This is a genomic window from Actinomyces ruminicola, from assembly GCF_900103885.1.
GTDB classification, from domain to species: domain Bacteria; phylum Actinomycetota; class Actinomycetes; order Actinomycetales; family Actinomycetaceae; genus Actinomyces; species Actinomyces ruminicola.
Window position 1 is genome coordinate 78502 of record NZ_FNIM01000007.1, and the last position, 23442, is coordinate 101943.

Consider the following 23442-nt stretch of genomic DNA (forward strand, 5'->3'; position numbering starts at 1 on the left):
GGACGGCGCTGGCCTTTACGGGGCATTACGGCGATTTTGGCCGCCACATACTGCTAATATGGCGATCATGCACGCCATAAGGAGGTGTACATGCCCGGCTACCGGATCAATCGGCAGATGACCGCCTTCGGCGAGCACGTCCGTGGCTGGCGCATGGTGTTGGGGCTGACCGCCCAACAGGTCTCCGAGCGGGCCGACATCAGCCGCGACACCCTGCGCAAGATCGAACGCGGCGATCCCACCGTCTCCTTCGGCGCCGTCGCCCAAGTGCTGCGCGCCCTGGGCGTCCTCGACCAGATTGTCGACGCCGTCGACCCGCTATCCACAGACATCGGCCGACTGCGCGCCGGAAACCTGACGAAGCGGCGTGCCCGATGACCGACGTCGAAGTCCTTCTCGACACCGAATCGAAGCCGCAGCGCGTAGGGACCGCGCACTTCACCCGTTCGCGCGGTCAGGTTTCCACCACTTTCCTCTACGACCCCACATATCTGGCGTCTGGAGGCCCCAGCATCGACCCCTCCTTACGGCTTGATTCGGGCGTGCAGTACAGCCCGGATCTGCTGCGAGCCTTTGCGGACACCGCCCCAGACCGGTGGGGACGCAATCTGATTGTCAAGGCCGAACGCATCCGCGCCCGGGAAGCGAACCGTACCCCCCGTCGCCTGGACGAGGTCGATTACCTCCTCGGCGTCAGCGACAACACTCGTCAGGGTGCTCTGCGCTTCCGCCTGCTTGGCCAGGAAGAGTATCTGGGCGAGCCCTCCACCGTGCCCCGGCTCGTTTCCCTGCCTCACCTCCTCACTGCGGCCGACCAGGTGCAAGCGGATGATGATCCGGCCGCCGCCATCAAGCAACTCCTCGACACCGGCACCACCGGCCTAGGAGGCGCTCGCCCCAAGGCCTCCGTGAGACTGGACGACGGTGGCCTCGCAATCGCCAAATTCCCGCATGCATCCGACCGGTGGAATGTCATGGCGTGGGAAGCTGTCATGCTCGACCTCATGCAGGAAGTCGGGATCCGTTGCCCACAGCGGCGGCTGGTCGGTGTGGGGGAGCGCGGTGTACTCGTCCTGCGCAGGTTCGACCGATCCCATCTCAACCACCGGATCGGCTACATCAGTGCCATGACCGCAACTCAGGGGAAGGACGGTGAGCAGCAGGACTACCTCGACGTCGTCGACGCGATCCGCGACCTGTCCCGCTCTCCACGTGCCGACCTCCGCGAACTCTTCGTGCGTGTCGTGTTCTCCGTTGGTTTCGGCAACACAGACGATCATCTGCGCAACCACGGCTTCCTCATGGATCGGGGGTCTTGGCGCCTCAGTCCTGTATTCGACGTCAACCCCAATCCCGAGCTTGCTGCCAGTCGAGCGACGTCTATCGTTGGCGCCGATGTGTTCCCGGATGAAGCGGAGGCCTTGTTGCCACTTGCTGAGGACTGTGGCCTGAACAATGCGGCGGCTCGGGAGGCGATGGCTCGTGTTGCTCGCCTGGGTGAGTCTTGGCGCGACCGTGCTCGCGCCAGCCGGATTCCTGAGCACGAGATCACCTTCATGGCTGATGCTATTGCCCCGCGTATCGAGGCGCTTACCGCCGTCGCCAACCAGGAGCACGCATGATCACCGAACTCGCGATCCCGCAGGACCTCTTCGCCCTCACCATGCGCCTGGACGCACCGCTCTTCCAACGTCCCTACGTGTGGAACCGGGAGGATCAGTGGGCGCCCCTGTGGGAGGACGTCCGTGGCCTCGCCGAGGCCTGGCTCGGCCCTCACGTGCCCGGCCCCGGCCACCGGCCCGCAGAACCTCACTTCCTCGGCGCCGTCGTCCTCCAGGACCGCCAGACCTCCTACCAGGAGATGCGCGCGGCTACCATCATCGACGGCCAGCAGCGTCTGACCACCCTGCAACTCCTGCTCCACGCCCTCGCCGACGTGCTGGCCGCGCGCGGCCTGGACGCGCTCGCGGCCTCGGCTGCCCGCCTGACCCGAAATGACGACGCCACCGCCGCCCGCCTGGAGGACGCATTCAAGGTATGGCCCACCAACCGCGACCGCGGGGCCTACACCGCCGTCATGCTTGCTCGGGATCCAGCCGAGATCCCGGCGGCGCACCGCGAATCACCCTTCGCCCAGGCCGACGCCTACTTCCGCAGCGTCATGGGCGAGTGGCTGGCCGGAGTCGGCGAGGGCAATAAGCAGGACACCGACGCACTGGCGAATCGGGCAGCGGCCCTGCTCGGCGTCGTCACCCGCGGCCTGCGGCTGGTCATCATCCGCCTGGGCGCCGATGACGACGCCCAGGCCATCTTCGAGACCCTCAACGCCCGCGGCACGCCGCTGACCGCGATGGACCTGATCAAGAACTACCTGTTCCAGAAGCTCGACCCGCACGCCGCCGAGACTCAGGAGCTGTACGACCGCTACTGGAGTCGCTTCGAGACGCCGTTCTGGGAGCAGGAGATCAGTACGGGCCGCGTGAAGCAGGCGCGCGCCGTCGCCTTCCTCGGCTGGTGGCTGGCTGCCCGCACGCGCGCCGTCATTCCTGCGAGGACTACCTTCTCCGCCTTTAAGCGCCACACCCTCGCCGGCGGCGACGAGACGGCTGTCCTTGCTGACCTTTCTGCCGCAGCGCAGCGCTACGAAGCCCTCGACGCCGCCTCCCACACCCGGCACGGCGAACTCGATCCACTCGCCATGTTCAACTACCGCGTTGACGTGCTTGGCCTGGACGTGCTCAAGCCGCTGACCATCTGGCTGCAGGACCCCGTCGGCGGCGGCGCGCCCGCCGTGCCCGACGATCAACGCCGTCGGCTCCTTGCCGCCGTTGAGAGCTGGATCGTGCGCCGCGCCCTGGTCAAGGAGGCCTCCACCGGGATGAACCGGTTCGTCGTCGAGCGGCTCCTGCGGGCGGCGAGCGCCGAGCCCGACCGCATGGGTGAGCGGGTTGAGGCGCTGCTGGCGGCGCAGACCGCCTCCGTCTCCTACTGGCCCGATGACGAAGAGGTCCGCGCAGCACTGGCCACTGAGCGCATCTACCGGACGATGGCGCAGGCCCGCGTCCGCATGGTCCTTGAGGCCATTGAGGACCGCCGGCGCGGCTACTCCGACGGGCATCGCCGCGCCGAGGCCCCCGTCGTCCGCGGCACCTGCACGATCGAGCACCTCATGCCGCAGCAGTGGCGCCTGAACTGGGATGAAGGCGCCGACGAGGCCACCGCCGCTGAGTGTGACCACCTGGTACACACCCTCGGAAACCTCACGCTCGCCACCCAAGGCCTGAATTCCTCCCTGTCCAACGGTTCCTGGGAGGCCAAGCGGGCAGCGCTGGACACCACCACCGGCCTGCTGACCACCCGCGACGTGCTGCGTGAGCATCCGGAGGCATGGACCGATGACGACATTCGCGAGCGCACCGCGGTGCTGACCGAGGAGATCCTCGCCATCTGGCCGGTTCCTGCGGGGCATGTCCACCGCGTCCCGCAGCGGGCACTCAGCGTCAACAATGCGACGATGAAGGACCTGCTGGAGGCGGGCCTGCTGGCGGCCGGGGATGAGCTCGTCGGCGTCGCTCGTGATGGGCGGACGGTCCAGGGCGTCGTGGACGCGGCTGGGAGGCTGATGCTTGATGACGTGGCGTACGCCTACCCGTCGAAGCCTGCGAGCCGAGTGCGCGGTACCAGCGCGAACGGCTGGACCTTCTGGCACCTGAGGAGCTCCGACGGCCCCACTCTGGATGATCTGCGAGCCCGGCTGCTCACGCCGAGTGAATGAGGCGGGTGGGCCTTGGCAGTCAAAAGTGTCCATCGGTGACCACTTTGAGTGACGGCCTGCGTGTTGTGCTGGGAGCAAAATGGCTTCATGATGAGGAAAACTACGCGTACGCCGATCGCCCCGTGAGCCCTTATTCGGTCAAAGCGGTCACCGATGGACACTCGTTTCCTGGATCGCGGCGCGGAAGCCGGTTCGGTTGGTACCGCGGCGACACGTGGACGCGCGACGGACATCGTCACTGAGTACGGGCGGGGCAGATCCTCGGCGGTTCGCTCGCGTTCTGAAGGGCTCGCCCGTGTCCTTGGTGGACCCCGTCAGGCGCGTCCGCCTCTCCAGCCGGCTCAACACCGAAGCGACGATCCCGCCACCCCACCTGCGCACCCCGGACTCACACAACCGGGCCTAATGCTGTAGGAGCGCGCCGTGCCTGACTAAGCGCGTCCTGAGGCACCGTCGGCCGTGTCACCAGGCTGCCCGGGGCGCACCTCATCCCTGCCAGAGGTTCTGCAGGTACTCCGGCGGGCACGGGCGCCCCTCCCGGATGACGCCGGGATTGCCGATGACTGTGGACCCGGACGGGACGTCGGTGTTGACCAGCGCCCCCGGAGCGATGAGGACGTCGTCGCCGATGGTGATCCCGCCGACGATGACAGCATTCGTGCCGATCCACACGCGGTCTCCGATGGTGGGGGTGCCCGCGCGGCGTCCGGAGGGCACGGCGCCGATCGTCACCCCCGTGGCTATATTGCAGTTGCTGCCGATCACGGCGGCGGGGTTGATGATGACGCGACCGCGGTGCCCTATGTAGAAACCGGGCCCGATCCTGGTGGACCAGGGGATCTGGATGAATGTCGTCGCCGACAGGTGGCTGAGAGCCGCTCGGAACGCCTTCCGCGCTAGCGGTGAGTCGGCGTTCTGTGCATGCCGGAAGGTCCACAGGTAGCTCAGCACCTTGCGATCGCCTAGACGGGCCGTCATCGGTACGTCGGTGCGGCCGAAGTAGCGGAAGAGGTCTGAGCGGAAGAGCCGTTGCGCGGTCGAGGTCATGGCAGCACTCCTCAGGGACGGTTCAGGTGCGATCAGGGCTACCGGCGCCCGGTCCCGGACCAGGCCGTGTCGGAGGGTGCGACACGCGGACGCCGCCTCAAAAATGTGAGCTGTGACACCCACAAGAACTTGGGGGTGCGGCGGTCCGGGATCCCGCCGGATGGCGCCGACGGCGCGGGTCCGGCGCGAGCTAGACGCGGACTGCGACCACAACATGTTGTGGTCGCCAAGGAATAACGCTCCCAGATGATGTGTTGCATCTATGTAGTTCGTTGTCGCTTCAGGGGGTGTTCTGGAGTAGGGTCGAAGCCGTCGGCGGCGCCGACGCCTCGGGTCCCGCGATCCGGATCGGTGCCCCTCGTTCAAAGAAGACCACACGCAAAGCACTGGAGGCCCCTCGTGTCCGACAGCACCCAGACCCCGTCCGCCGCTCATCTGGCCGCCGCGCACCCCGAGCTCGTGGCCCGGGGCTCTGCCGACTCTGCTGTCGCCCACGGCTCGCGCCCCCAGGTGGACGCCGTCTCCACCATCACCGAGTACCTGGACCGCTCCGACTGGCGCGTGAACGCCAACGCCAACCAGGGCTACTCCCTGGGTGGCATGATCCTGAACACCTCCGGCAAGGTCATCGCCAACTACTGGCTCAGCCAGATCTACCCGCAGGCCGCCGGCGACGCCCACCGCAACGGCGACATCCACATCCACGACCTGGACATGTTCGCCGGCTACTGCGCCGGCTGGTCGCTGAAGAACCTGCTCCAGCAGGGCTTCAACGGCGTGCCCGGCAAGATCGCCTCCGGCCCCGCCAAGCACTTCTCCTCCGCCGTCGGCCAGATCGTCAACTTCCTGGGCACCCTGCAGAACGAGTGGGCCGGCGCGCAGGCCTTCTCCTCCTTCGACACCTACATGGCGCCCTTCGTCCGCCTGGACAACATGAGCTACGACGAGGTCCTCCAGTGCATGCAGGAACTCATCTTCAACCTCAATGTCCCCTCTCGCTGGGGCACCCAGACGCCCTTCACCAACCTCACCTTCGACTGGACCTGCCCGGCGGACCTGGCCGACGAGCACCCGCTGATCGGCGACGAGCTGTGCGACTTCACCTACGGCGACCTCGCCGAGGAGATGGGCATGATCAACCGCGCCTTCATGGAGGTCATGACCACCGGCGACGCCGACGGCCGCGTCTTCACCTTCCCGATCCCCACCTACAACATCACCAAGGACTTCGACTGGGACAGCCCCAACGCCGACCGGCTGTTCACCATGACCGCGAAGTACGGCCTGCCCTACTTCCAGAACTTCATCAACTCCGAGCTCGACCCCGGCATGATCCGCTCCATGTGCTGCCGCCTGCAGCTGGACCTGCGTGAGCTGCTCAAGCGGGGCAACGGCCTGTTCGGCTCCGCCGAGCAGACCGGGTCCGTCGGCGTGGTCACCGTCAACATGGCGCGCCTGGGCTACCTGCACGCCGGTGACGAGGAGGCCCTGGTGGCGGCCCTGGACCGCCTTATCGACATCGCCTCCGAGACCCTCGAGCTCAAGCGCACCGTCATCCAGCACCACATCGACACCGGCCTGTTCCCCTTCACCAAGCGCTGGCTCGGCACGCTGGAGAACCACTTCTCCACCATCGGCGTCAACGGCATGAACGAGATGGTCCGCAACTTCACGCACGACGCCTACGACCTGACCGACCCGCGCGGCCACGCCATGTGCGTGCGCGTCCTCGACCACGTCCGCGGACGCATGGTCGAGATCCAGGAGGCCACCGGCCACCTGTACAACCTGGAGGCCACCCCCGCCGAGGGCACCACCTACCGCTTCGCCAAGGAGGACCGCAAGCGCTACCCGGACATCCTCCAGGCCGGCACCGACTCCAACCCGTACTACACCAACTCCTCCCAGCTGCCCGTCGGCTACACCGACGACCCCTTCGAGGCGCAGGAGATGCAGGAGGAGCTGCAGACCAAGTACACCGGCGGCACGGTCCTGCACCTGTACATGAACGAGCACATCTCCTCGGCCCAGGCCTGCAAGGAGCTGGTGCGCCGCTCGCTGACCGCCTTCCGCACCCCCTACATCACCATCACGCCGACCTTCTCGATCTGCCCGACCCACGGCTACCTGGCCGGTGAGCACTTCACCTGCCCCAAGTGCGCCGAGCTGCACCCCGACGCCGAGCCGGTCGAGTGCGAGGTGTGGACCCGCGTCATGGGCTACTTCCGCCCCGTGAACTCCTTCAACATCGGCAAGAAGGGCGAGTACATGGAGCGGCAGATGTTCACCGAGGCCGCCGCCGGCGCCCACGGCAAGACCACCTCGCGCCTGACCTCCATCAGCGCCTGAGGGCCGGGTCTCCAACGGAGCAGGAGGGGTAGGTGGCGGACTGGATCGTCGAGTTCACTCCTCGCGCCGAGAATTCGCTGCGCCGACTCGATCGCAGCGTTCAGGTGCGTGTGGTCGGCAAACTGCGAGAGATCCAGGAGGCTGACGATCCGCGGAGTTTCCTGAAACCGATGACTGGCCCGCTTAAGGGACAATTCCGGCTCCGGGTCGGGGATTACCGGGTGGTCATCGACGTTCAGGCTGAGCGCTGCGTGATCCTCGCGATCGATGTCGGCCATCGTTCCACGGTCTATCGGTGAGATCGCCGGGCCTGTTCGCGACTCGGTTGCAGAGGCGCCGTAGCGCCTGCCGTATCAGGGGTGGGGCCCGGCGCTCGGTCTAGGGAGCCCTGAGTCCCTCGCCTTGTGGGCCGGGCTTGTCGGAAGCGAAGGTCGGCTCCTATGCTGTAAACATGTCTACAGCAGTTCTGAGCGTGCGGCTGCCGGAGGAACTCAAGCGTCGGCTCGATGACCTGGGGAGTCGGACCGGACGCCCGGCGACGTTCTATGTGCGTGAGGCCGTTGAGTCCTACATCGATGACTTGGAGTACGCGTACACGCTGAAGACTGAAGCGGAGGCGGCCAGGCGCGGTGAGATCAGGACGCGCCGCCTCGATGAGATCGCAGCGAGCCTCGGACTCGATGACTGAGACTCTCAAGAAGGGCGTCGCGCACCGCCCCGCCGACGATCTGCAGATCGCCGGGCTCGTGCCCATGTCCACCGTCGACTGGCCCGACCACCTGGTCGCGACGGTCTTCATGCAGGGCTGCCCCTGGAACTGCTTCTACTGCCACAACCAGGCCCTCATCCCCACGCGCACGCCCGGCGCGGTCGCCTGGGACGAGGTACGCACCCTGCTGGCTCGCCGCCGTGGCCTGCTCGACGGCGTCGTCCTAACCGGCGGGGAGGCGCTGCGCCAGGACGCCCTCGCCGACGCCGCCGCGGAGGTGAAGGACATGGGCTTCCAGGTGGGACTACACACCGCCGGCCCCTACCCGGGCCGCCTGCGCGACCTGGTGCAGCGCGGACTGGTCGACTGGGTCGGGCTCGACATCAAGGCGCTGCCCGAGCACTACGACGCCGTGGTCGGCCGCCCCAACTCCGCCGCCAAGGCCTGGGAGAGCCTGCAGGTGCTCGTAGACGCGGCCGCCCGCGGCAAGGGGATTGACTTCGAGGTGCGCACCACCGTGGTCCCCGGGGATGTCACCGCCGCCGACGCCGTGGAGGCCGCCCGCCGCGTCCATGACGCCGGCGCCCGGGTCTACGCCCTGCAGCAGGCCCGCGGCGAGGGCACCACCGGCGACTTCGCCGTGTCCGCGCCCGGCTGGGACGCCGAGTGCGAGCGCATGGCCGCCCAGATCGAGGCCCTCGGCTGGGACCGCTTCACCTACCGCCCCGCCTGAGAGCAGACGGCCGCTCCCTGCCGCTTCGACCGTGTAAAGCCTCGTCCGCATGACGAGCAATCACCCGGGAAATCCCGTGCGGCGCACGCGATACAACAACCTGTGCCCGCCGTGTCAGGCGTCGGATAGCGCCAGACGCGCGGCACCTGCCACCGCCGCCACCATCGCCCAGGCGAGCACGACGGCGCCGTCCGACCAGGCGCCCTCTCGCACCCAGTCCTGGGCGGCGGCCCCGGGCAGCCAGCGCGCCCACTGCCCGAGGTTCTGGGCGACCGCCGGGGCGACGACGACGAGCAGCAGAAGCAGCGAGGTCGCGCCGAGCACGCGTCTGAGTGCCGCGCCCACCCCGGCGGCGATCACCGCCACCGCTACGAGCCAGACCCCGGTGCGGGCCGCGGCCTCAGCCGAGGCTCGGCCCGGGTCGGTATCCAGGGCGAGAAGCGCCGTCGCCGCCAGCGCCGCAGCCGCCGGTAGGGACGCGCCCACCAGGACGGTCAGCCGCGCCGCCCAGACGGCCTGCCTCCGAGGCTCCACAAGCAGCGTCGTGCGTCCGAGCGCACTCGTGTGCTCCTTGGTGGACACGAGGATGCCGGCAGCAAGAAAACCGGTCTGGATGAGCCCAACCCAGGTCCACATACCCGCGGCGACGGCTTCTGCTGACACCGAGCCCGTGGAAGGCGCATCCCGGCGCAGGACTGCGAGAAGGAGGACGGAGACGATCGCCGTCAGTGCTGCCGTCCAGCGCAGCGCAGGTATGGTCGCGGCCTTGAGCATTTCCGCCCGCACCACGGTCATGACTGCACCTCGGGTGAGATGAGTGCGAAGAAGGCCTCCTCCAGATCGCCGTGGTCTCCGGCCACCTCGGTGAGCGTGCCGGTGGCTCGCACCCTGCCTTGGGCTATCACGACGACGTCGTCGGCGACCTCGGCTAGCTCGGACAGCATGTGACTGGAAACTAGGACGGTGCCGCCCGCGCAGGCGTGCTTACGCACGAGATCTCGCATCCAGCGGATACCTGCTGGGTCCAGGCCGTTAACGGGTTCGTCGAGGATGAGGATCTCTGGATCGCCCAGCAGGGCCGCCGCCAATCCCAGGCGCTGCCCCATACCCAGGGAGTAGGTACGTACCGGGCGCCTGGCGGCATCAGCCAGGTCTACGAGTTCAAGCACTTCGTCGACCCGACGGCGCGGAATGCCCGACCCCGCGGCTACCCAGCGCAGGTGGGCGCGGCCCGTGCACGAGGGGTGGGCGCCAGCGCCGTCGAGCATGGCGCCGACCGTGTGCAGGGGATGGCGCAGCTCGCGGTAGGGGCGCCCGCCCACTAGGGCGGTGCCGGCGTCGATCCGGTCCAGTCCCAGCAGGCAGCGCAGGGTGGAGGACTTACCTGCCCCGTTGGGCCCCACGAAACCGGTGACTCTGCCGGGCCGGGCCTCAAGGCTCAGGCCATGAAGTACGGTGCGCTCCCCGTGTCGCTTGGTGAGGGCGTCGATGGTGATCATGTTCAGGCGTCCTTCCTCGTCCAAACAACGGTTATCAGTGTCAGTGCAGCCAGCGCCCAGGCGGCCAGTGCGGTCCAGGCCGAGCCGGTAGACAATGCGGGGCCCTGGTAATCGGTGAGGGTTACGCTGAAGGCGGCGGCGTCGGGTAGCCAGGCCGCCAGATCCGTCGCTTTGGACAGCAGGAGGCTGGGAGAGACCAGCGAGGTGGTGGTCACACACCAGGCCAGGGGTACGAGTGCCCCGCGCGTGAGGCAGGCCAGGGCCATCGCCCCCAGTGCGTTGACGATCCACCAGGTGTATATCCCGGCGACTCGGGTCCAGGGTGCGGGCCACAAGGTCGGAGACCACTCACTCAGAGCCCTGGTCGTGATGGCGAAGGTTGCGGCACAGGTGACGGCGGCCAGTACGGCCGCCGTGGCCAGTACGAGGAGCACCTTGGCTGCCACGGTGATCGTGCGCCGAGGCTCGACGAGGAGGGTGGTGCTCACCTGGCGCGCCGAGCCGAGTGTCTGGGCGTTGGCGGTGTACTCCCCGGCCATGCTGACGGTGGCGAGGACTACTACACCTACCACCCCGTAGGTAGCGTCCATGACACCCATGTCGGGCAGCAACTCGTGCAGGTAGGAGTTCGGATCGGCAGCGAGTTCGGCGGTCATGCCCCGGGTGTTGAACAGCTCGAGACCCACTGGAATGGCCACCGTCAGGGCGGCTCCCAGTCGCGCCCCGGGCAGAGCAGCGAGCTTGAGGGCCTCAGCGTGCAGGGCACGCAGCGGAGCGGGACGCGTGATGAGGCGGTTGAAACTGCCGGGTTCGGCGGCACCGCGAGTGCGCGGACTTGCGTGGTTCATGGGCTCAGCCTGGCCGCGGTCGTGCGCGAGCGCATCGGCGCTACAGAGGAGTCGCGGGCTCTCGTGTCGGACTCAGGAGTGTCAGACTCTGGTCCGATGAGGCCACTGCCCTCCGGTCCTTAAACTGCTGAGCGTGTCCGTCGTTATTCGTTCCTGCGCCCGCCGGGCAGCCATGGTGCTGGGCCTCGCCGTCCTCTCTATGGTCGGCGTCGCACCGGGGCGCGAACAGGCGCCTTGGATTCAGATCCTCGCCTGGATCGTCCTTGTTGCGTTCGTGGCGACCCTTCTATGGTTGCGCCGTCGTGAGCGCATCGCCTACGAGGCGGCCCTGACGGAGCAGGCCGCCCGTGCCGCGGTGGCCGAGGATCGCTTGACCATCGCCCGGGACCTGCACGACCTTGTCTCCGGCAGCCTCGGCGCGATCACCGTGCGAGCCGCCGTCGCACAGCGTCTGGAGACCGACGAGGCCGGCTTGCGCACTGCCCTGACTGAGGTTGAGGCGACCTCGCGTGCCGCCACAGCTGACCTGCGCTCCATGCTCGCCGTCCTGCGTGGACAGGGCGCGGAGCCGCTGCCAGCGTCCTTCTCGCCGGCAGGGCCTTCCTCGCTGGCCGATGCTATTGAGCAAGCCGCGGCCGAAACCCGCGAGCTTGGGCTCGATGTGCGCACGCGTACTGAGCCCGGTGACGCGAACTCCGCTGCGAGCGCACTGGCCCTGGCGGTGGTGCGCGAGGGTCTGGCCAACGCAGCCCGGTATGCCGGGCCGGGGGCGGTGGATGTTACCGTGCGCGCCGATGACGAGCTGCTGCGTGTAGACGTAACCGACGCGGGCCCCGCCCCCGGCTGGGTGGTGCACCCAGGTACGGGTACTGGCCTGATGTCGCTGGCTGAGCGGTCCGCCGCCGTCGGGGCGCGGCTTAGTGCCGGGCCGCGGGATGGACATGATGAGTCGGCTGGGTTCCGGCTGAGCGCCCGGATCCCCCTGAACACGGAGGTTCGGCCGTGAGCGTACCGGTGCGGGTGCTCGTGGCCGAGGACCAGGCGCTGTTGCGGGCCTCCCTGGCCGCCCTGCTCGGCGCTGAGCCGGACCTGGAGGTCGTTGCCCAAGTCGCTGACGGCGCCGAGGCTGTGCGGCTGGCGACGAGGCTTCGTCCCGACGTCGTCCTGACCGATATCCGCATGCCGGTCGCCGACGGTATCGAGGCAACCCGCCTCATCCGGGCCGCGCTGTCGGATACCCGGGTGATCGTGCTGACGATGTTTGAGGACGACGAGTACATCCTGGGTGCGCTACGCGCCGGAGCCGCGGGTTTCCTGCTCAAGGACGCTGAGCCTCAGGCCGTTGTCGACGCCGTGCGTACGGTTCACGCCGGCCAGGCGCTGCTCAGCCCCCAGGCCCTTGCCCGGCTCCTCGGCCCGGTACCACCGGCACGCGGTGGCGGGATAGAGGGACTCACTCCGCGGCAACGTGAGGTGCTGACGCTGATCGCCCGCGGAATGTCGAACACCGAGATCGAGGAGGAACTAGGGATCACCCGCGCCACGCGCCGCAGTCACGTCACGGCCCTACTGTCGCGACTGGGTGCCCGGGACCGGGCGCAGCTGGTGATCGCTGCCTACGAGGCCGGACTGGTGAGGCCCGCACAGCAGGGGTCATAGCGGCGTAGCTGTCATGGAATGCACCACTTTCAATTGTCGTGGGCAAGGCCGCTCCCGCGAAGGCGCGTCACCAGGCGGATGGGGTGACTCGACTCGTCCGGGCGGAGGCAAAAGTGGTGCATTCTGTGCCAGTTCTGCGTCGCCGGCCCGCTGTCGGCTGGGTGCTTGAGTACGGGTCTTTGAGCGCCTATGCTTACTGGGTAAGCGTTACTCGGTAACCATCGTTGGAGCTGAGAGCCCTCATCCGGGAGACCGAAATGTCCGTAAAACACGCCCTGCTCGCCCTACTTGCGCGCGGACCCGCGGGCACCTACCAGCTGCGCAAGGACTTCGAATCCGCCACCGGAACCACCTGGCCCCTCAACATCGGCCAGGTCGCCACCACGCTGGCCCGGCTGGAACGTGACGGCCTGGTCACTCGTCTTGACCGCGGTCACGCCACAACCGGTTCCACCGCGCCGGGCTTGGCCTCCGCGGCATCCGAGCACTCCGTCCGGTCGCGCGGCGGCGCCGAGCCCGCTACCGCGGACGGGGTCGGCGACTCCTCGGGCACCTCGCCCGAGGCACCATCATCCAGGCCGACGACGCTGACCGCCTCCGGCCGCGACGTGGCCGCCTGGTCCCTGACCAACGCCGGCCGGGAAGAGCTCGCCGACTGGTGGGCCAGCCCGGTGGCTCGCCGCGCTCCCGAACGCGACGAACTCGTCATCAAGCTAGCGCTCGCCACCGCCTCCCCGGACGTCGACATCGCCGCGCTGATCCAGCGGCAGCGCCAGGCCACGCAAACCGTCCTCCACGAGATCAACCGCGCCCGCCGCGCCGCCGGGGACGAGGACCTGGCCGCCGCCCTGGTCCTGGACCACCACGTGTTCGTCGTCGAGGCCGAGCTGCGCTGGCTCGACGACGCGGAGGGCCGCCTGGCCCGCGCCGCAGCCGATGGGCGGCGGTCGTGATGCGCGAAGACACCCAGTGCCCCGTAGTCGAACTCCAAGGCGTTGGCCGCATCCACGGCAGCGGCGCCCGCGCCGTCACCGCCCTCGACGGGATCGACCTCACGGTCGCGCCCGGGGAATTCGTCGCCGTCATGGGGCCCTCCGGATCCGGCAAGTCGACCCTGCTGAACCTCGCCGGCGCCCTGGACCGCCCCACCACCGGGCGCGTGATCATCGCGGGCCGGGACCTGGCGGGCCTGGACCGCACCGCCCTGGCCGAGGTGCGCCGCCGCGCCATCGGCTTCGTCTTCCAGGACTTCAACCTCCTGCCCTCCCTGACCGCCGCCGAGAACGTCGCCTTCCCCCTCGAGCTCGACGGCTGGCCGGCCCGCCGCGCGCGGGCGGCCGCACTGACCGCACTGGAACAGGTCGGCTTGTCCGACCTGGCCGACCGCCTGCCCGACGACATGTCCGGCGGCCAGGCCCAACGCGCCGCCATCGCCCGGGCGATAGTCGGCCCGCGCCGCCTGCTGCTCGCCGACGAGCCCACCGGCGCCCTCGACTCCACCACCGGCACCGCCGTCATCGGCGTGCTGCGTCAGCGCGCCGACGACGGCGCCGCCGTCCTCATGGTCACCCATGAGCCCCGCTTCGCCGCCTGGGCCGACCGCACGGTCTTCCTGCGCGATGGCCGCATGGTCGGCTCCTCCGACCCGGCCGACATGGACGGGCTGCTGACCGCACCGGGGGAGGGGAGGTGAGCGCGGCCCGGCTGCGGGCCCTGCGTCCCGTCGTCCGCCTGGCCGCGCGCGACGCGCGGGCGCACAAGGCCCGCAGCCTGCTGGCGATACTGCTGGTGGCCGCTCCCCTGGTACTGATCGTCGGCTTCCTGGGCACGCGGCTGTCCACCCCGCCCACCCGGCAGGCCGCGCTCGCCTCCATCCCCGACGGCGCCCAGGCCGTGGTCACCGGCACCGCCGTCGACCCCGCAGAGGCCCCGTTCCGGCAGGTGCCCGAGGGCGCGCCCGGACCCTGGATGGACTCGCTGGAGCAGGTGCCGCTGAGCGCGGACGAGCTGGCCGACTACCTCCCGGAGCGCGATAGCGTCCTGCAGTTCTGGGACTCGGAGGACCTGCTCGCCCTGGCCGACGCCGACGCCGAGCCGGGGGTGACCACGACCGCAACCGAGGCAGACCTGCAGGGAACCGACTCCGGCGCTATCGGCACCTTCACCCTGCGGGAGGCAGATACCGAGGGGCTGGATCTCCTGCTGCCCCCGCTTACCGCCGGCGCTGCACCCGCCGACGACGCCGACGTCGTCATCACCACCGCCCTCGCCGAGCGCACCGGCGTGGACGTGGGGGAGACGCTCGCGCTGATCGCCCCGCCCTTCAGCGGCGGGTACTCCACCAACGGGCGCATCGCCGAGGTGCTGCAGGACTCCCGACGCACCTACCGCGTCACCGGCCTGGTCGACGCCGACGATTCCCGCGCCTGGGCGCTCCCGACCTGGCTGGCACCGGCGGTGCAGGACGACCCGGCCGGCGTCGACACCCACTTCCTGGTCACCGGCCCCGACCCGGTCACGTGGGAGACCGCCAAGCAGCTGAACGGCGAGATGGCCGTCGCCGTCTCGCGCCACGTGCTCACCAACTACCCGGAGGCCTCCGAGCTGTATCCGGTAGCCGTCAGTGCCGACTATGTCGTCACTGCCCTGGTCATGACCGTGATTGCCTGCGCCGCCGCCGCGGGCCTGCTGCTGGGACTGATCACCCCGGCCTTCGTGGTCGCCGCCGAGCAGCAGCGCCGCACTCTGGCCCTCGCCTCGGCCGCCGGTGCCGCACCGCGGCAGCTGGCGCGCACCATTACCCTGCAAGGAGCCGCCATCGGCTGCCTGGGCGGAATGCTCGGCGCCGGTGGTGGACTCGCCGCCGCCTGGACGGCCTACCGCATCTTCCAGCCCGAGGTGCAGGCGCTCGCGGGTCTGCCGTGGTGGCTGACGGCGCTCGCGGTGGCGGGCGCCGCCCTGGCCGGTTGGCTGGCCACACTCGCCCCTGCCCGACGGGTGGTGCACATGGAACCGGTCGAGGCGCTCAAGCGCGTTAACCGGACGGCAGACGCCAGCGGTCCGAGAATGCGTGGAGCCCGCCGCAGGTGGCGTCTGCTCGGCGGCCTGGTGATCCTCGCGGCGGCGACCGGCTGCGGCCTCGCCTCGCTGCGGACGCCCCTGCCCGCCTACGACGTGTCCGCGGAGATGATGTCTACACCCGGCACGCTGCCCGGAGGTGCGGCGGTGCCACTGCTGGTGGCGGCTCTGCTGCTCGGTGCGGTCGGGCTACTCATGCCGGCTCCGGTTGCGCTCGACGCCGCAGCTCGGACGCTGGTCAGGGGACCGCTGGCGCTGCGCCTGGCCGCACGGGACGTTGTCGCCCACCGGGGACGGGCCCTACCGGTTGCCGGGGCGATCGGCGTCGTCACCGCGCTTGCCTGTGGACAGACCGTCTATCTCGCCTCATTTGCCGCCAACGCCAATGACACGTCCACGTCCCTGGTAGCCCCCGGCTATCTTGCCCTGGGGCCGCGCGTGCCGGTCTCCGAGGAATTTGATGCCGCCGTCCTCGCCGACGGAGTGCAGGCGCTGCGACAAGCCGGCCTGCCCGTCACCGGCTCCGCGCCGGTCTGGTCGGATGCCGGCTCGCTCATGCTCGATATTGAACCGCCCGCGTCTTCTCGCTGCCCCCAGTTCAGCGAGCCGGACGTGGCCTCCGCCCTGGGGCTGACCGACACCGTGACCTGCGTGCCCGAGGGAAAGGGATACAACCCGGGAGTTATCACTCCGTGGATGCTGGGCAGTCAGGTCTTCATCATGGAACCCGAGGCGCTGCGCGCCACCGGCCTGGACGGCGCGCAGGAGGCCGCAGAGGTACTGGAGGCGGGCGGAGTGTTGGTCAACAACGCCGCCTGGATCAGCGCCGATGGCACGGTGCGCGTGGGGCTGTCCGACTTCAGCAGCGCCTCCAGCACTGTCCAGCACCCGCAGACCCGGACCGGCTTCCTCCTGCGGCGGATGACGTCCACCATTACGGTGTCGCCCGCAACCGCCGCCGAACTGGGCCTGACCGGGGCCGATGCGCCGATATACGTGGGCGAGATGGTGCAGCTGTCGCGGCCGCTGACCGCGGCGGAGACAGCCACCGCTCGGCGCGTCGTTGAAGAGCGAACCGACCTCGTCACCGTGGGGCTCAACTGGGACCTGCCCCCGTGGGGCGGCACCGCCGACTTCGTCGTGCTGGCGGTGCTGGCCGGCGTGGCGCTGCTGGCGCTGGTACTGAACCTGCTGCTGGCCCGTACCCAGCTGCGCGGGGACCTGGTCACCATGCACGCGGTCGGCGCCTCGCCCCGCTTCCTAAGACGGCTCATGGCCGCGCACGCTGCCGTGGTGCTGGCGCTGGGCGTGCCCGCCGGGGCGGTATGCGGCTGGGCGGTGGCCGCCTATGTGGTCCTCTGGAACCGGCATGTGCTCCTGGAGGGACCCTGGCTGCGCCTGGAGGGTCGGTGGGGCTGGCAGCTGGCGGGCCTGGCCGTATTCTTCGCCGCGGGTATGGGCGCGGCCTGGCTGCTGGGCGGCCCGCCACGCACCCTGGAGCGCCCCCGCGACGACTAGCCCGTCCTACCGCAGTACCCACCCCAGCCCCCATCGCCGAGATCGGTAGAAGTTACGTGCCCAGATCGGTAGAAGTGGCGGCCGACAGCGTCTCCCCCTTGCCTTGGGGGACACTGCACGACCTTGGGGTACGTTCCACGACCACCCCGGGGTCGTGGAACGTACCCCAAGGTCGTAAAACGTCATGAACGCCATCGGGGGCGAGCCGCGGTGACGACCAGGACCTTCACCGCCGCTCGCGGAACACCGCCCGCCGCTGGGCCAGGTAGCTGACCAGGTACAGCGCCCCGTCACCGAGCGGCTTGGCCAACCACAGCGGCACCCCAATCCCCGTGAGTACCCGCAGCAGCACATATCCGGCTGCCAGCAGCGCCAGCGCCAGCGCCACATACCGCACCGCCGTCCGCCAGACGGTGCCGGGCGCCGCCCGGAAGACCCGCCGGTTCATGAAGAAGTTGGCCGTCCCGCTGACCAGCCGCGCCCCCACCACGCTGGTCAGCAGGTTCCCGGTCAGCAGATGCAGCGCCATCACGCCGATCCAGTCGATGACGAAGGCCGACAGACTCGCCCCGATGAAGCCCAGCAGTGGCGCGTAGATGCGCGCCGAGTCCCGCAGCGGCCGGAAGTGGCTGGAGGCGTTGCCCGGCTCGTACACCGTGGCGATCTCCACCTCCTCCACCGCCAATCCGAGATCGTGGGCGTGCAGCAGCACGCTGAGCTCCCACTCGTAGCGCTCCCCGGGCACGTCCGCCAGCCAGGCGGTCTGCCCGGCCGGATAGCCGCGCAGCCCAGTTTGGGTGTCGCCCAGGCGCCAGCCGGTGGCCAGGCGGAACAGCAGCGCCGTAGCCCCATTACCGACTCGGCTGCGCAGCGGCACCGGCCCGGTGAAGCGCCGCACGCCCAACGCCATGTGCCCGGTGGCGTGTACGCGCCGCGCCACCGCCGCGATGTCGGCGGGCCGGTGCTGCCCGTCCGCGTCCGCGCACACCACATCCGCCCGTGGCCACAACTCCGTCGCTCGTGACAGCCCGGTGCGCAGCGCCGCCCCCTTGCCGCGGTTGCGCCCGTGGCCGACCACATCCGCCCCGCGCGCGCTCGCGGCCCGGAACACCTGCGCATACTCCGGCCCGGAGCCGTCGTCGACGACGAGCACCCGGCATCCGGGCAGCTCCCGCACCAGGTCGGTGACCAGCCCAGGCAGCCGCCCGTCGGGCCGATAGGCAGGAATCAGCACAACCAGCCCCACCCGAGAGGGCACCCGCCGGGCCGCCGCCGGCCGGACCCCGGAGGCCGCCCTCAGCCCGCCGCCGGGGCGCAGGCGCCGGGTGGGGAGAGAGCCGGTGTCGGCACGCGTCGGGGCACCCATCTCAGGCCCCCTGCGCGATGTAGAGGATGTCGGAGGTCTCCCGCTCCCCGCCGTTTGACGGCTGGTTGACCACCGAACCGTTGAACCACAGGGTGGAGGAACCACCGCCGTCGAGGTTGTAGGCGCAGTCGCAGCCCAGGTCCGCCATGATCTGTGCCAGCTCGGTCATGGTCGCTCCGCGCGAGTATCCCTTATCGCGCCCGTCGACGACGACGAACACGTAGTGCCCGTCCGCGATGGCGCCGACGGCGGTGCGTGGCTGGGTGCCCTGGATCGAGTGGTTGCCGAAGTTGGTGTCCACCTCCACGGCGTCGATGCCGTCCAGCACGGCGCCGCCGCGCACCAGCGCCGGCCCGAAGGAGAGGGTGTTCCACACGCCGGCGTCCAGAAGCGTCTGGGCGCTGGTGCTGGTCTCGTCGTATACCTCGACGCGGCCGTCGGTGTAGAAGGCGATGCCGTCGCGCACGCCGTCGTCGCGGTAGACGACGCCGTTGCGGATGAGGATGCCGTCGGTGCGGAAGCCGTAGTAGTCGCCGTTCACGGCGAGGATCGCGCCGTGCTCGGTGGCCATATCGCTGGGCAGGGCGGTGATGTTGGTGCCGTAGGCGTTGTCGGCGAAGGCACTGCGCACGGCGGTGGCGTCGGACACCCGGACGTCGGCGATGTAGTAGGTGATGGTGTCGTTCCCGGAGCCGGTGGAGACCTGCTCGACCTTGATGGAGGTCAGCGAGGACGTGTAGCTGTTGTCCGTGACGGTGACACCGGTGGCCTTCGCGGTCGCAGTGGCCGCGGCCGTGGCGGAGACCGAGGAGTTCATGGCCTCGTAGGCGGCCACGTCGTCGACCTCCACGTGGTCGATGACGAACCGGTTCAGCGCCCAAGCGGCGGTGCCGAGCAGGCCGGCGCCCACCAGGGCGCCGCCGCCCAGCAGGGCGCGTCTGCGCGAGTGGCGGCGCGGCGCCTGGCCCGCGGAGCCGGGCGGCGTGCGGGGCTGCGGGTTCTGGGATGCGGCCACCCGGTCCGACGACGCCGTGTCGAGGCGGCCGCCGACGGGCTCGGTCTGGGCGTCGGCGCTGCCGGATTCAGGAGTCGAAGTGTTGGACATGCCCCTAACCCTCGCGGGCGGCCGTGTGCGTCGGCCGGGGCCCGAGTATGGGCCGCCTGTGAATATGAAGCAGGCCGCGGAGCGCAGGCGGCTGCCACATCGGCCGATAACCTGGGCGAGTCATGAGAATGTTCCTGGTAAAGGCCGTTAATTCGCCGTGGTCCCGCCACTCCTCGCCAGCCGGTTTCATAGTCTCTTCTCATGACCGCTTTCCCCTCGACCGACCCCTCCCCTGAGCTGCGAGGCGAGGGCGCCGCCCCGCAGGCCGTCGGCGCGGGCACTCACGACGGCATGGCGGCAGACGCTCACGCCGTCGGCTCCGCCGATTCACGCGACGCGGGCGTGCGCACATCCTTCGCCCCGTCCCTGCTGATCTCCCTGGCGGCGCTGGCGGCCATCGCCCCGCTCGCCACGGACGCCTACCTGCCGGCCTTCAACCACATGGCCGCCGATCTGGGGGTCTCGGCGTCGACCACCCAGCTGACCCTGACCGCCTTCCTGGTCGGCGTGGCACTGGGCCAGCTGAGCATCGGCGTGCTGTCAGACCGCTTCGGCCGTCGTCCCCTGCTGCTGTGGGGCAGCGTGCTGGCCTTCGTCGCCGGGGTAGGCACGGCGGTGGCCCCCAGTGCCGCCGTGCTGCTGGCCGCCCGCTTCCTTCAGGGTCTCGGCGGGGCCGCTGGCATGGTGCTGGGACGTGCCGTCATCTCCGACCGCTCCCGCGGTATCACGGCGGCACGGGCCCTGAGCCTGGTGATGGCGATCCAGGGTATCGCGCCGGTGGTCGCCCCGATCCTCGGCGGGGCGCTGGTCGGGCCGGTTGGCTGGCGCGGCATCCTCGCCGTTGTCGCCGCCTTCCAGGGGCTGCTGGTGCTGCTGGTGGCCGCGTGGGTGCCCGAGACCCTGCCCGCGCAGCGGCGTCATGAGGGCGGGCTCGGCGTGCTCATTGAGGGCACGCGGGCGCTGGGCAAGGATCGCGTCTTCGTCCGGCTGACCATCATCAACGCGCTCGTCTACGCCCTGCTCACCTCCTACCTGTCCGCCGCCCCGTTCATGATGCAGGGCGTGCTCGGCATGAGCACGGCCGCCTACACCTCCGTCTTCGCCGTCTGCGGCCTGATGGTGACGGTGACCGTGGCGGTCTGCGGTGCCGCGGCCAAGCGGATCTCGCCCGAGCGGCAGATCCGCATGGGGCTCATCGCCGTCCTGGTCGTCGACGTCGTCTTTGCCGCGGTCTGCCTGCTGCGCCTGTCCGCGCCCGTGTCCTCGACACCGCTCATGATCGTCACCATCGCCCTGTTCATCGGGCATGTCATGACCCTGGGCATCTGTATGGGCAACCTGCCGGCCGTCGCCCTGGGACGCACGGGCCGCTGGGCCGGCACCGGCTCCGCGCTGCTGGGCTTCGTCCAGTTCATCTTCGGCGGTACCGCCAGCCCGCTGGTGGGGCTCACCGGCCATGCCTCCGGTGTCGCCTTCGGCGTCACGATCTTGGTACTCGCACTCGCGGCGAACGTACTGGCCGTCTTCGGCGTACGCAGCCGCGGCGAGAAGGAGCGGCAGCGGGCCGCCGCGGAGGCCAGGCGGGCCGCCCGGCTCGGCCGCGACCAGCTCGCCGCACAGGCCGCCCCGGCCTACGACGTCGCAGACGCCGCGGTTGACGTCGACTCGGACACTGGGGTCCCTGGAGCCTGACGGCTCGACGATGTGCCCGTGGGCTCGGCGGGGTGAGGCGCACCCTACTACGCCGGTTCGCCGTGTACTACGCCGGTTCGCCCTCTACTACGCCGGTCAGCGGTTGGTTGTACGGCTGTAGGTGGCGTAATAGACCGCTAACGGGCGTACCCAACGACCGAGTGGCGTACTAGAGGAGCGGGACGACGCCGTCGGTGCCCTACCAGCGCAGCAGATGCGGCCACGTGCTGGCTGACGTGCACCTGGAATGAGCGAGTTCCCACCCTCGCGCCGCCGAGGGTGGGCGATGGCTTCACGGCTGACGTGTCCACAGTGAGTCCCCGCCCTTGCGTTGTCGCCGGCCCGGCCAGCAGCGTCGTCGGCCCTATTCCTCCTCGGAGGCGTCCAGGCGGTAGCCGACGTTGCGGACCGTGCCGATCAGGTGGTCGTACTCGGTGCCGAGCTTGGCGCGCAGGCGGCGCACATGGACGTCCACGGTACGCGAGCCGCCGATGTAGTCCTCACCCCACACCTCGTCCAGCAGCGCCTGCCGGGTCAGCACCCGCCCCTGGTTGAGCGCCAGCGCCTTGAGCAGCTCGAACTCCTTGAAGGTCAGGTCCAGCAGCGTGCCGCGGATGCGAGCGGTGTAGGCGGTGGTGTCGATGACCAGGTCGCCCGCCTCGATCCGGTCCTCGGCAATCGGCTCCGGGGCGGTGGTGTGCACGCGCACCAGTCGCAGTCGGGCGCCGAGCTCGGCGGGCGTGGCCTGGGACATGACGAAGTCGGCGGCGCCCCAGTCGGGCTGAACCACGGCGGCGCCACCCTCCTGAAGCACCAGGATCAGCGGTGGACAGTCCATCGGCCCTGACAGCAGTTGGCACAGCGCACGGGCGCGCATCAGGTCCCCGCGCGCGTCGACCATGACCACATCGGCCTCGCCCACCGCGGCGTATGAGGCCGGAACCGGCTCCAGGCACTCGACCCGGCAGTCGAGGAATGACACGGCGGGGACGACGGCGGTGGCGTCCTTCTCTCGGGTGAACATGATGACGCGCACGGCTGCCGCCTCCTTCCGGTCCGGCTGGGGCCCGCACGTCAGTGAACCACATTTGGATTTGCGAGCGGATTACACGCCCCGACTACGTGCGCCGGTCACAGGTGTGGGACGATGCGACCGTGAGTATCCAGGATGTGCCCGGCATGGCGGACCCCGGCAGCTTCGGGACGCGTCGCGGCGGCAACCGTCCCATCGAGGTGGGGCTGGTTGACCCGGCCTGGACGCGGTTGGCCGTGGCCGGCGTCGTGCCCGTGCTCCTGGCCGTCTCCGCGGCCCTGCCAGCATGGATGCGGCTGATCGTCGTCGTCCTGCTGGTGCCGCTGACCGCGCAGGGGTGGCCGGCGCTCGTACGCACCCGGCACGACCAGGGCGCCACCGCCGTCATCACCCTGACCGGCTTGGCCGCCGCGGTGCTGGTGGCCGTCACCAACGACTTCGGCATGGCCGGCGTGGTCATGGCCTTCAGCGTTCTGGCCGCCTTCATTGCGCAGATGGCCCGCAGCGACGGGCGCAAGCACCTGGTGGAGGACTTGTCCGCCACCGTTACCGGCAACCTGGTCATGATCTCCGGGGCCGGCTGGTGCGCCCTGCGCACCGGGATCGCCGATCCCGCCGTGATCGTGCCGTGCACGCTCGCCCTGTTCACCGGCGCCCTGCTGACCACCTTGAACGTGCGTGCCACCGTGCTGGAGGTGCTCACCTCCACCGTTCCGGCCCTGGTGGCCGGTGCCGCCGGTGGAGCACTGGCCAGGGTGGGGTTCTTCGGGGCCAGCCATGTGGGCGTGGAGCCGGCGCTGCAGTCGGCCGCCGCCTGCCTGGTGACTGGATTCGTCGCCGGTGTGCTCATGGCGGTGGCCAATCGGGTGCTGTGGACCCACCGGTGGGTTCCCGGCGGGCGGGCCGCCGTGGCCAGCGCGATCGTGCCGATTCTGTCCCTGGGCGCCCCCGTGTACGCCATCGCCCGGGTCATGGGCAGTTTCGTCGCGGGCTGACGCCGGCTCCGTGGCGCCCGCCGGGCCCCGGCCGTA

General features: G+C 69.8%; 21 protein-coding genes. 14 read left to right on the top strand and 7 right to left on the bottom strand.

What is annotated here, in order from left to right:
- Positions 1–90: 90 nt before the first annotated feature.
- From BLR49_RS07280 to BLR49_RS07290, 3 genes are read left to right on the top strand one after another with little or no spacing between them, the layout of a single operon-like run.
- Positions 91–378 carry a helix-turn-helix domain-containing protein gene (locus BLR49_RS07280; protein ID WP_092535683.1) on the top strand — a complete coding sequence of 96 codons (288 nt, stop codon included), beginning with the start codon at positions 91–93 and terminating at the stop codon, positions 376–378.
- Positions 375–1622: a type II toxin-antitoxin system HipA family toxin gene (locus tag BLR49_RS07285; RefSeq protein WP_092535686.1), complete on the top strand. Its 1248-nt coding sequence runs from the start codon at positions 375–377 to the stop codon at positions 1620–1622. The genes BLR49_RS07280 and BLR49_RS07285 overlap by 4 nt, the downstream gene beginning before the upstream one ends.
- The gene (locus tag BLR49_RS07290) at positions 1619–3775 is read left to right on the top strand and encodes a GmrSD restriction endonuclease domain-containing protein (protein WP_092535689.1); all 2157 of its coding nucleotides are present in this window, start codon (positions 1619–1621) and stop codon (positions 3773–3775) included. The genes BLR49_RS07285 and BLR49_RS07290 overlap by 4 nt, the downstream gene beginning before the upstream one ends.
- A gap of 486 nt (positions 3776–4261) precedes the next feature.
- Here the strand turns inward: BLR49_RS07290 and BLR49_RS07295 are convergent, their stop codons facing one another.
- Positions 4262–4822, bottom strand: coding sequence for a serine acetyltransferase (locus tag BLR49_RS07295; protein WP_218121325.1), 561 nt, complete (start codon positions 4820–4822; stop codon positions 4262–4264).
- 399 nt (positions 4823–5221) lie between these two features.
- Between BLR49_RS07295 and BLR49_RS07300 the strand changes: the two genes are divergently transcribed.
- The 4 genes from BLR49_RS07300 (at position 5222) to BLR49_RS07315 (ending at position 8613) form a co-directional block, all read left to right on the top strand.
- Entirely contained in the window at positions 5222–7171 is a 1950-nt protein-coding gene (locus tag BLR49_RS07300; protein WP_425425760.1) for a ribonucleoside triphosphate reductase, read from the top strand.
- Between the two features lie 32 nt (positions 7172–7203).
- The gene (locus BLR49_RS07305) at positions 7204–7470 is read left to right on the top strand and encodes a type II toxin-antitoxin system RelE family toxin (protein WP_092535692.1); all 267 of its coding nucleotides are present in this window, start codon (positions 7204–7206) and stop codon (positions 7468–7470) included.
- 152 nt (positions 7471–7622) lie between these two features.
- On the top strand, positions 7623–7859 hold the full coding sequence (gene relB / locus BLR49_RS07310) for a type II toxin-antitoxin system RelB family antitoxin (RefSeq protein ID WP_092535695.1): 237 nt from the start codon (positions 7623–7625) through the stop codon (positions 7857–7859).
- The gene (locus BLR49_RS07315; RefSeq protein WP_092535697.1) at positions 7852–8613 is read left to right on the top strand and encodes an anaerobic ribonucleoside-triphosphate reductase activating protein; all 762 of its coding nucleotides are present in this window, start codon (positions 7852–7854) and stop codon (positions 8611–8613) included. Before relB ends, BLR49_RS07315 begins: the two co-directional genes overlap by 8 nt.
- Positions 8614–8727: 114 nt before the next feature.
- On the opposite strand, the gene BLR49_RS07320 is transcribed toward BLR49_RS07315, so the two are convergent.
- Genes BLR49_RS07320 through BLR49_RS07330 form a run of 3 tightly spaced genes read right to left on the bottom strand, consistent with a single transcriptional unit; the run spans position 8728 to position 10960 of the window.
- Entirely contained in the window at positions 8728–9408 is a 681-nt protein-coding gene (locus tag BLR49_RS07320; protein WP_092535700.1) for a hypothetical protein, read from the bottom strand.
- Positions 9405–10112, bottom strand: a complete 708-nt coding sequence (locus BLR49_RS07325; RefSeq protein ID WP_092535703.1) for an ABC transporter ATP-binding protein — start codon at positions 10110–10112, stop codon at positions 9405–9407. Before BLR49_RS07325 ends, BLR49_RS07320 begins: the two co-directional genes overlap by 4 nt.
- 2 nt (positions 10113–10114) lie before the next feature.
- Positions 10115–10960: a hypothetical protein gene (locus BLR49_RS07330; protein WP_092535706.1), complete on the bottom strand. Its 846-nt coding sequence runs from the start codon at positions 10958–10960 to the stop codon at positions 10115–10117.
- A 133-nt stretch (positions 10961–11093) separates the two neighbouring features.
- Between BLR49_RS07330 and BLR49_RS07335 the strand changes: the two genes are divergently transcribed.
- The 5 genes from BLR49_RS07335 to BLR49_RS07355 all read left to right on the top strand — a co-directional run bounded on the left by BLR49_RS07335 (position 11094) and on the right by BLR49_RS07355 (position 17215).
- Positions 11094–11966: a sensor histidine kinase gene (locus BLR49_RS07335; protein WP_143013725.1), complete on the top strand. Its 873-nt coding sequence runs from the start codon at positions 11094–11096 to the stop codon at positions 11964–11966.
- On the top strand, positions 11963–12619 hold the full coding sequence (locus BLR49_RS07340) for a response regulator (RefSeq protein WP_092535712.1): 657 nt from the start codon (positions 11963–11965) through the stop codon (positions 12617–12619). Before BLR49_RS07335 ends, BLR49_RS07340 begins: the two co-directional genes overlap by 4 nt.
- Before the next feature lie 257 nt (positions 12620–12876).
- Complete coding sequence (locus BLR49_RS07345) at positions 12877–13572, top strand: PadR family transcriptional regulator (protein ID WP_092535715.1); 696 nt, start codon at positions 12877–12879, stop codon at positions 13570–13572.
- The gene (locus tag BLR49_RS07350) at positions 13572–14312 is read left to right on the top strand and encodes an ABC transporter ATP-binding protein (protein WP_092535718.1); all 741 of its coding nucleotides are present in this window, start codon (positions 13572–13574) and stop codon (positions 14310–14312) included. Before BLR49_RS07345 ends, BLR49_RS07350 begins: the two co-directional genes overlap by 1 nt.
- Complete coding sequence (locus BLR49_RS07355; protein WP_092535721.1) at positions 14309–17215, top strand: FtsX-like permease family protein; 2907 nt, start codon at positions 14309–14311, stop codon at positions 17213–17215. Before BLR49_RS07350 ends, BLR49_RS07355 begins: the two co-directional genes overlap by 4 nt.
- Before the next feature lie 226 nt (positions 17216–17441).
- Here the strand turns inward: BLR49_RS07355 and BLR49_RS07360 are convergent, their stop codons facing one another.
- Together BLR49_RS07360 and BLR49_RS07365 are read right to left on the bottom strand one after the other, a co-directional pair.
- A complete protein-coding gene (locus BLR49_RS07360) occupies positions 17442–18581 on the bottom strand; it encodes a glycosyltransferase (protein WP_092535724.1) in 1140 nt (379 codons plus the stop codon).
- A gap of 1 nt (position 18582) precedes the next feature.
- The gene (locus BLR49_RS07365) at positions 18583–19686 is read right to left on the bottom strand and encodes a phosphodiester glycosidase family protein (RefSeq protein ID WP_092535727.1); all 1104 of its coding nucleotides are present in this window, start codon (positions 19684–19686) and stop codon (positions 18583–18585) included.
- A gap of 201 nt (positions 19687–19887) precedes the next feature.
- On the opposite strand from BLR49_RS07365, the gene BLR49_RS07370 reads away from it, so the two are divergent.
- Entirely contained in the window at positions 19888–21378 is a 1491-nt protein-coding gene (locus tag BLR49_RS07370; protein ID WP_281241805.1) for a multidrug effflux MFS transporter, read from the top strand.
- A 364-nt stretch (positions 21379–21742) separates the two neighbouring features.
- On the opposite strand, the gene BLR49_RS07375 is transcribed toward BLR49_RS07370, so the two are convergent.
- Positions 21743–22414, bottom strand: a complete 672-nt coding sequence (locus tag BLR49_RS07375; RefSeq protein WP_092535730.1) for a winged helix family transcriptional regulator — start codon at positions 22412–22414, stop codon at positions 21743–21745.
- A gap of 143 nt (positions 22415–22557) precedes the next feature.
- On the opposite strand from BLR49_RS07375, the gene BLR49_RS07380 reads away from it, so the two are divergent.
- Entirely contained in the window at positions 22558–23406 is an 849-nt protein-coding gene (locus tag BLR49_RS07380; protein ID WP_245690548.1) for a tellurium resistance protein TerC, read from the top strand.
- The last annotated feature ends 36 nt before the right edge of the window (positions 23407–23442 follow it).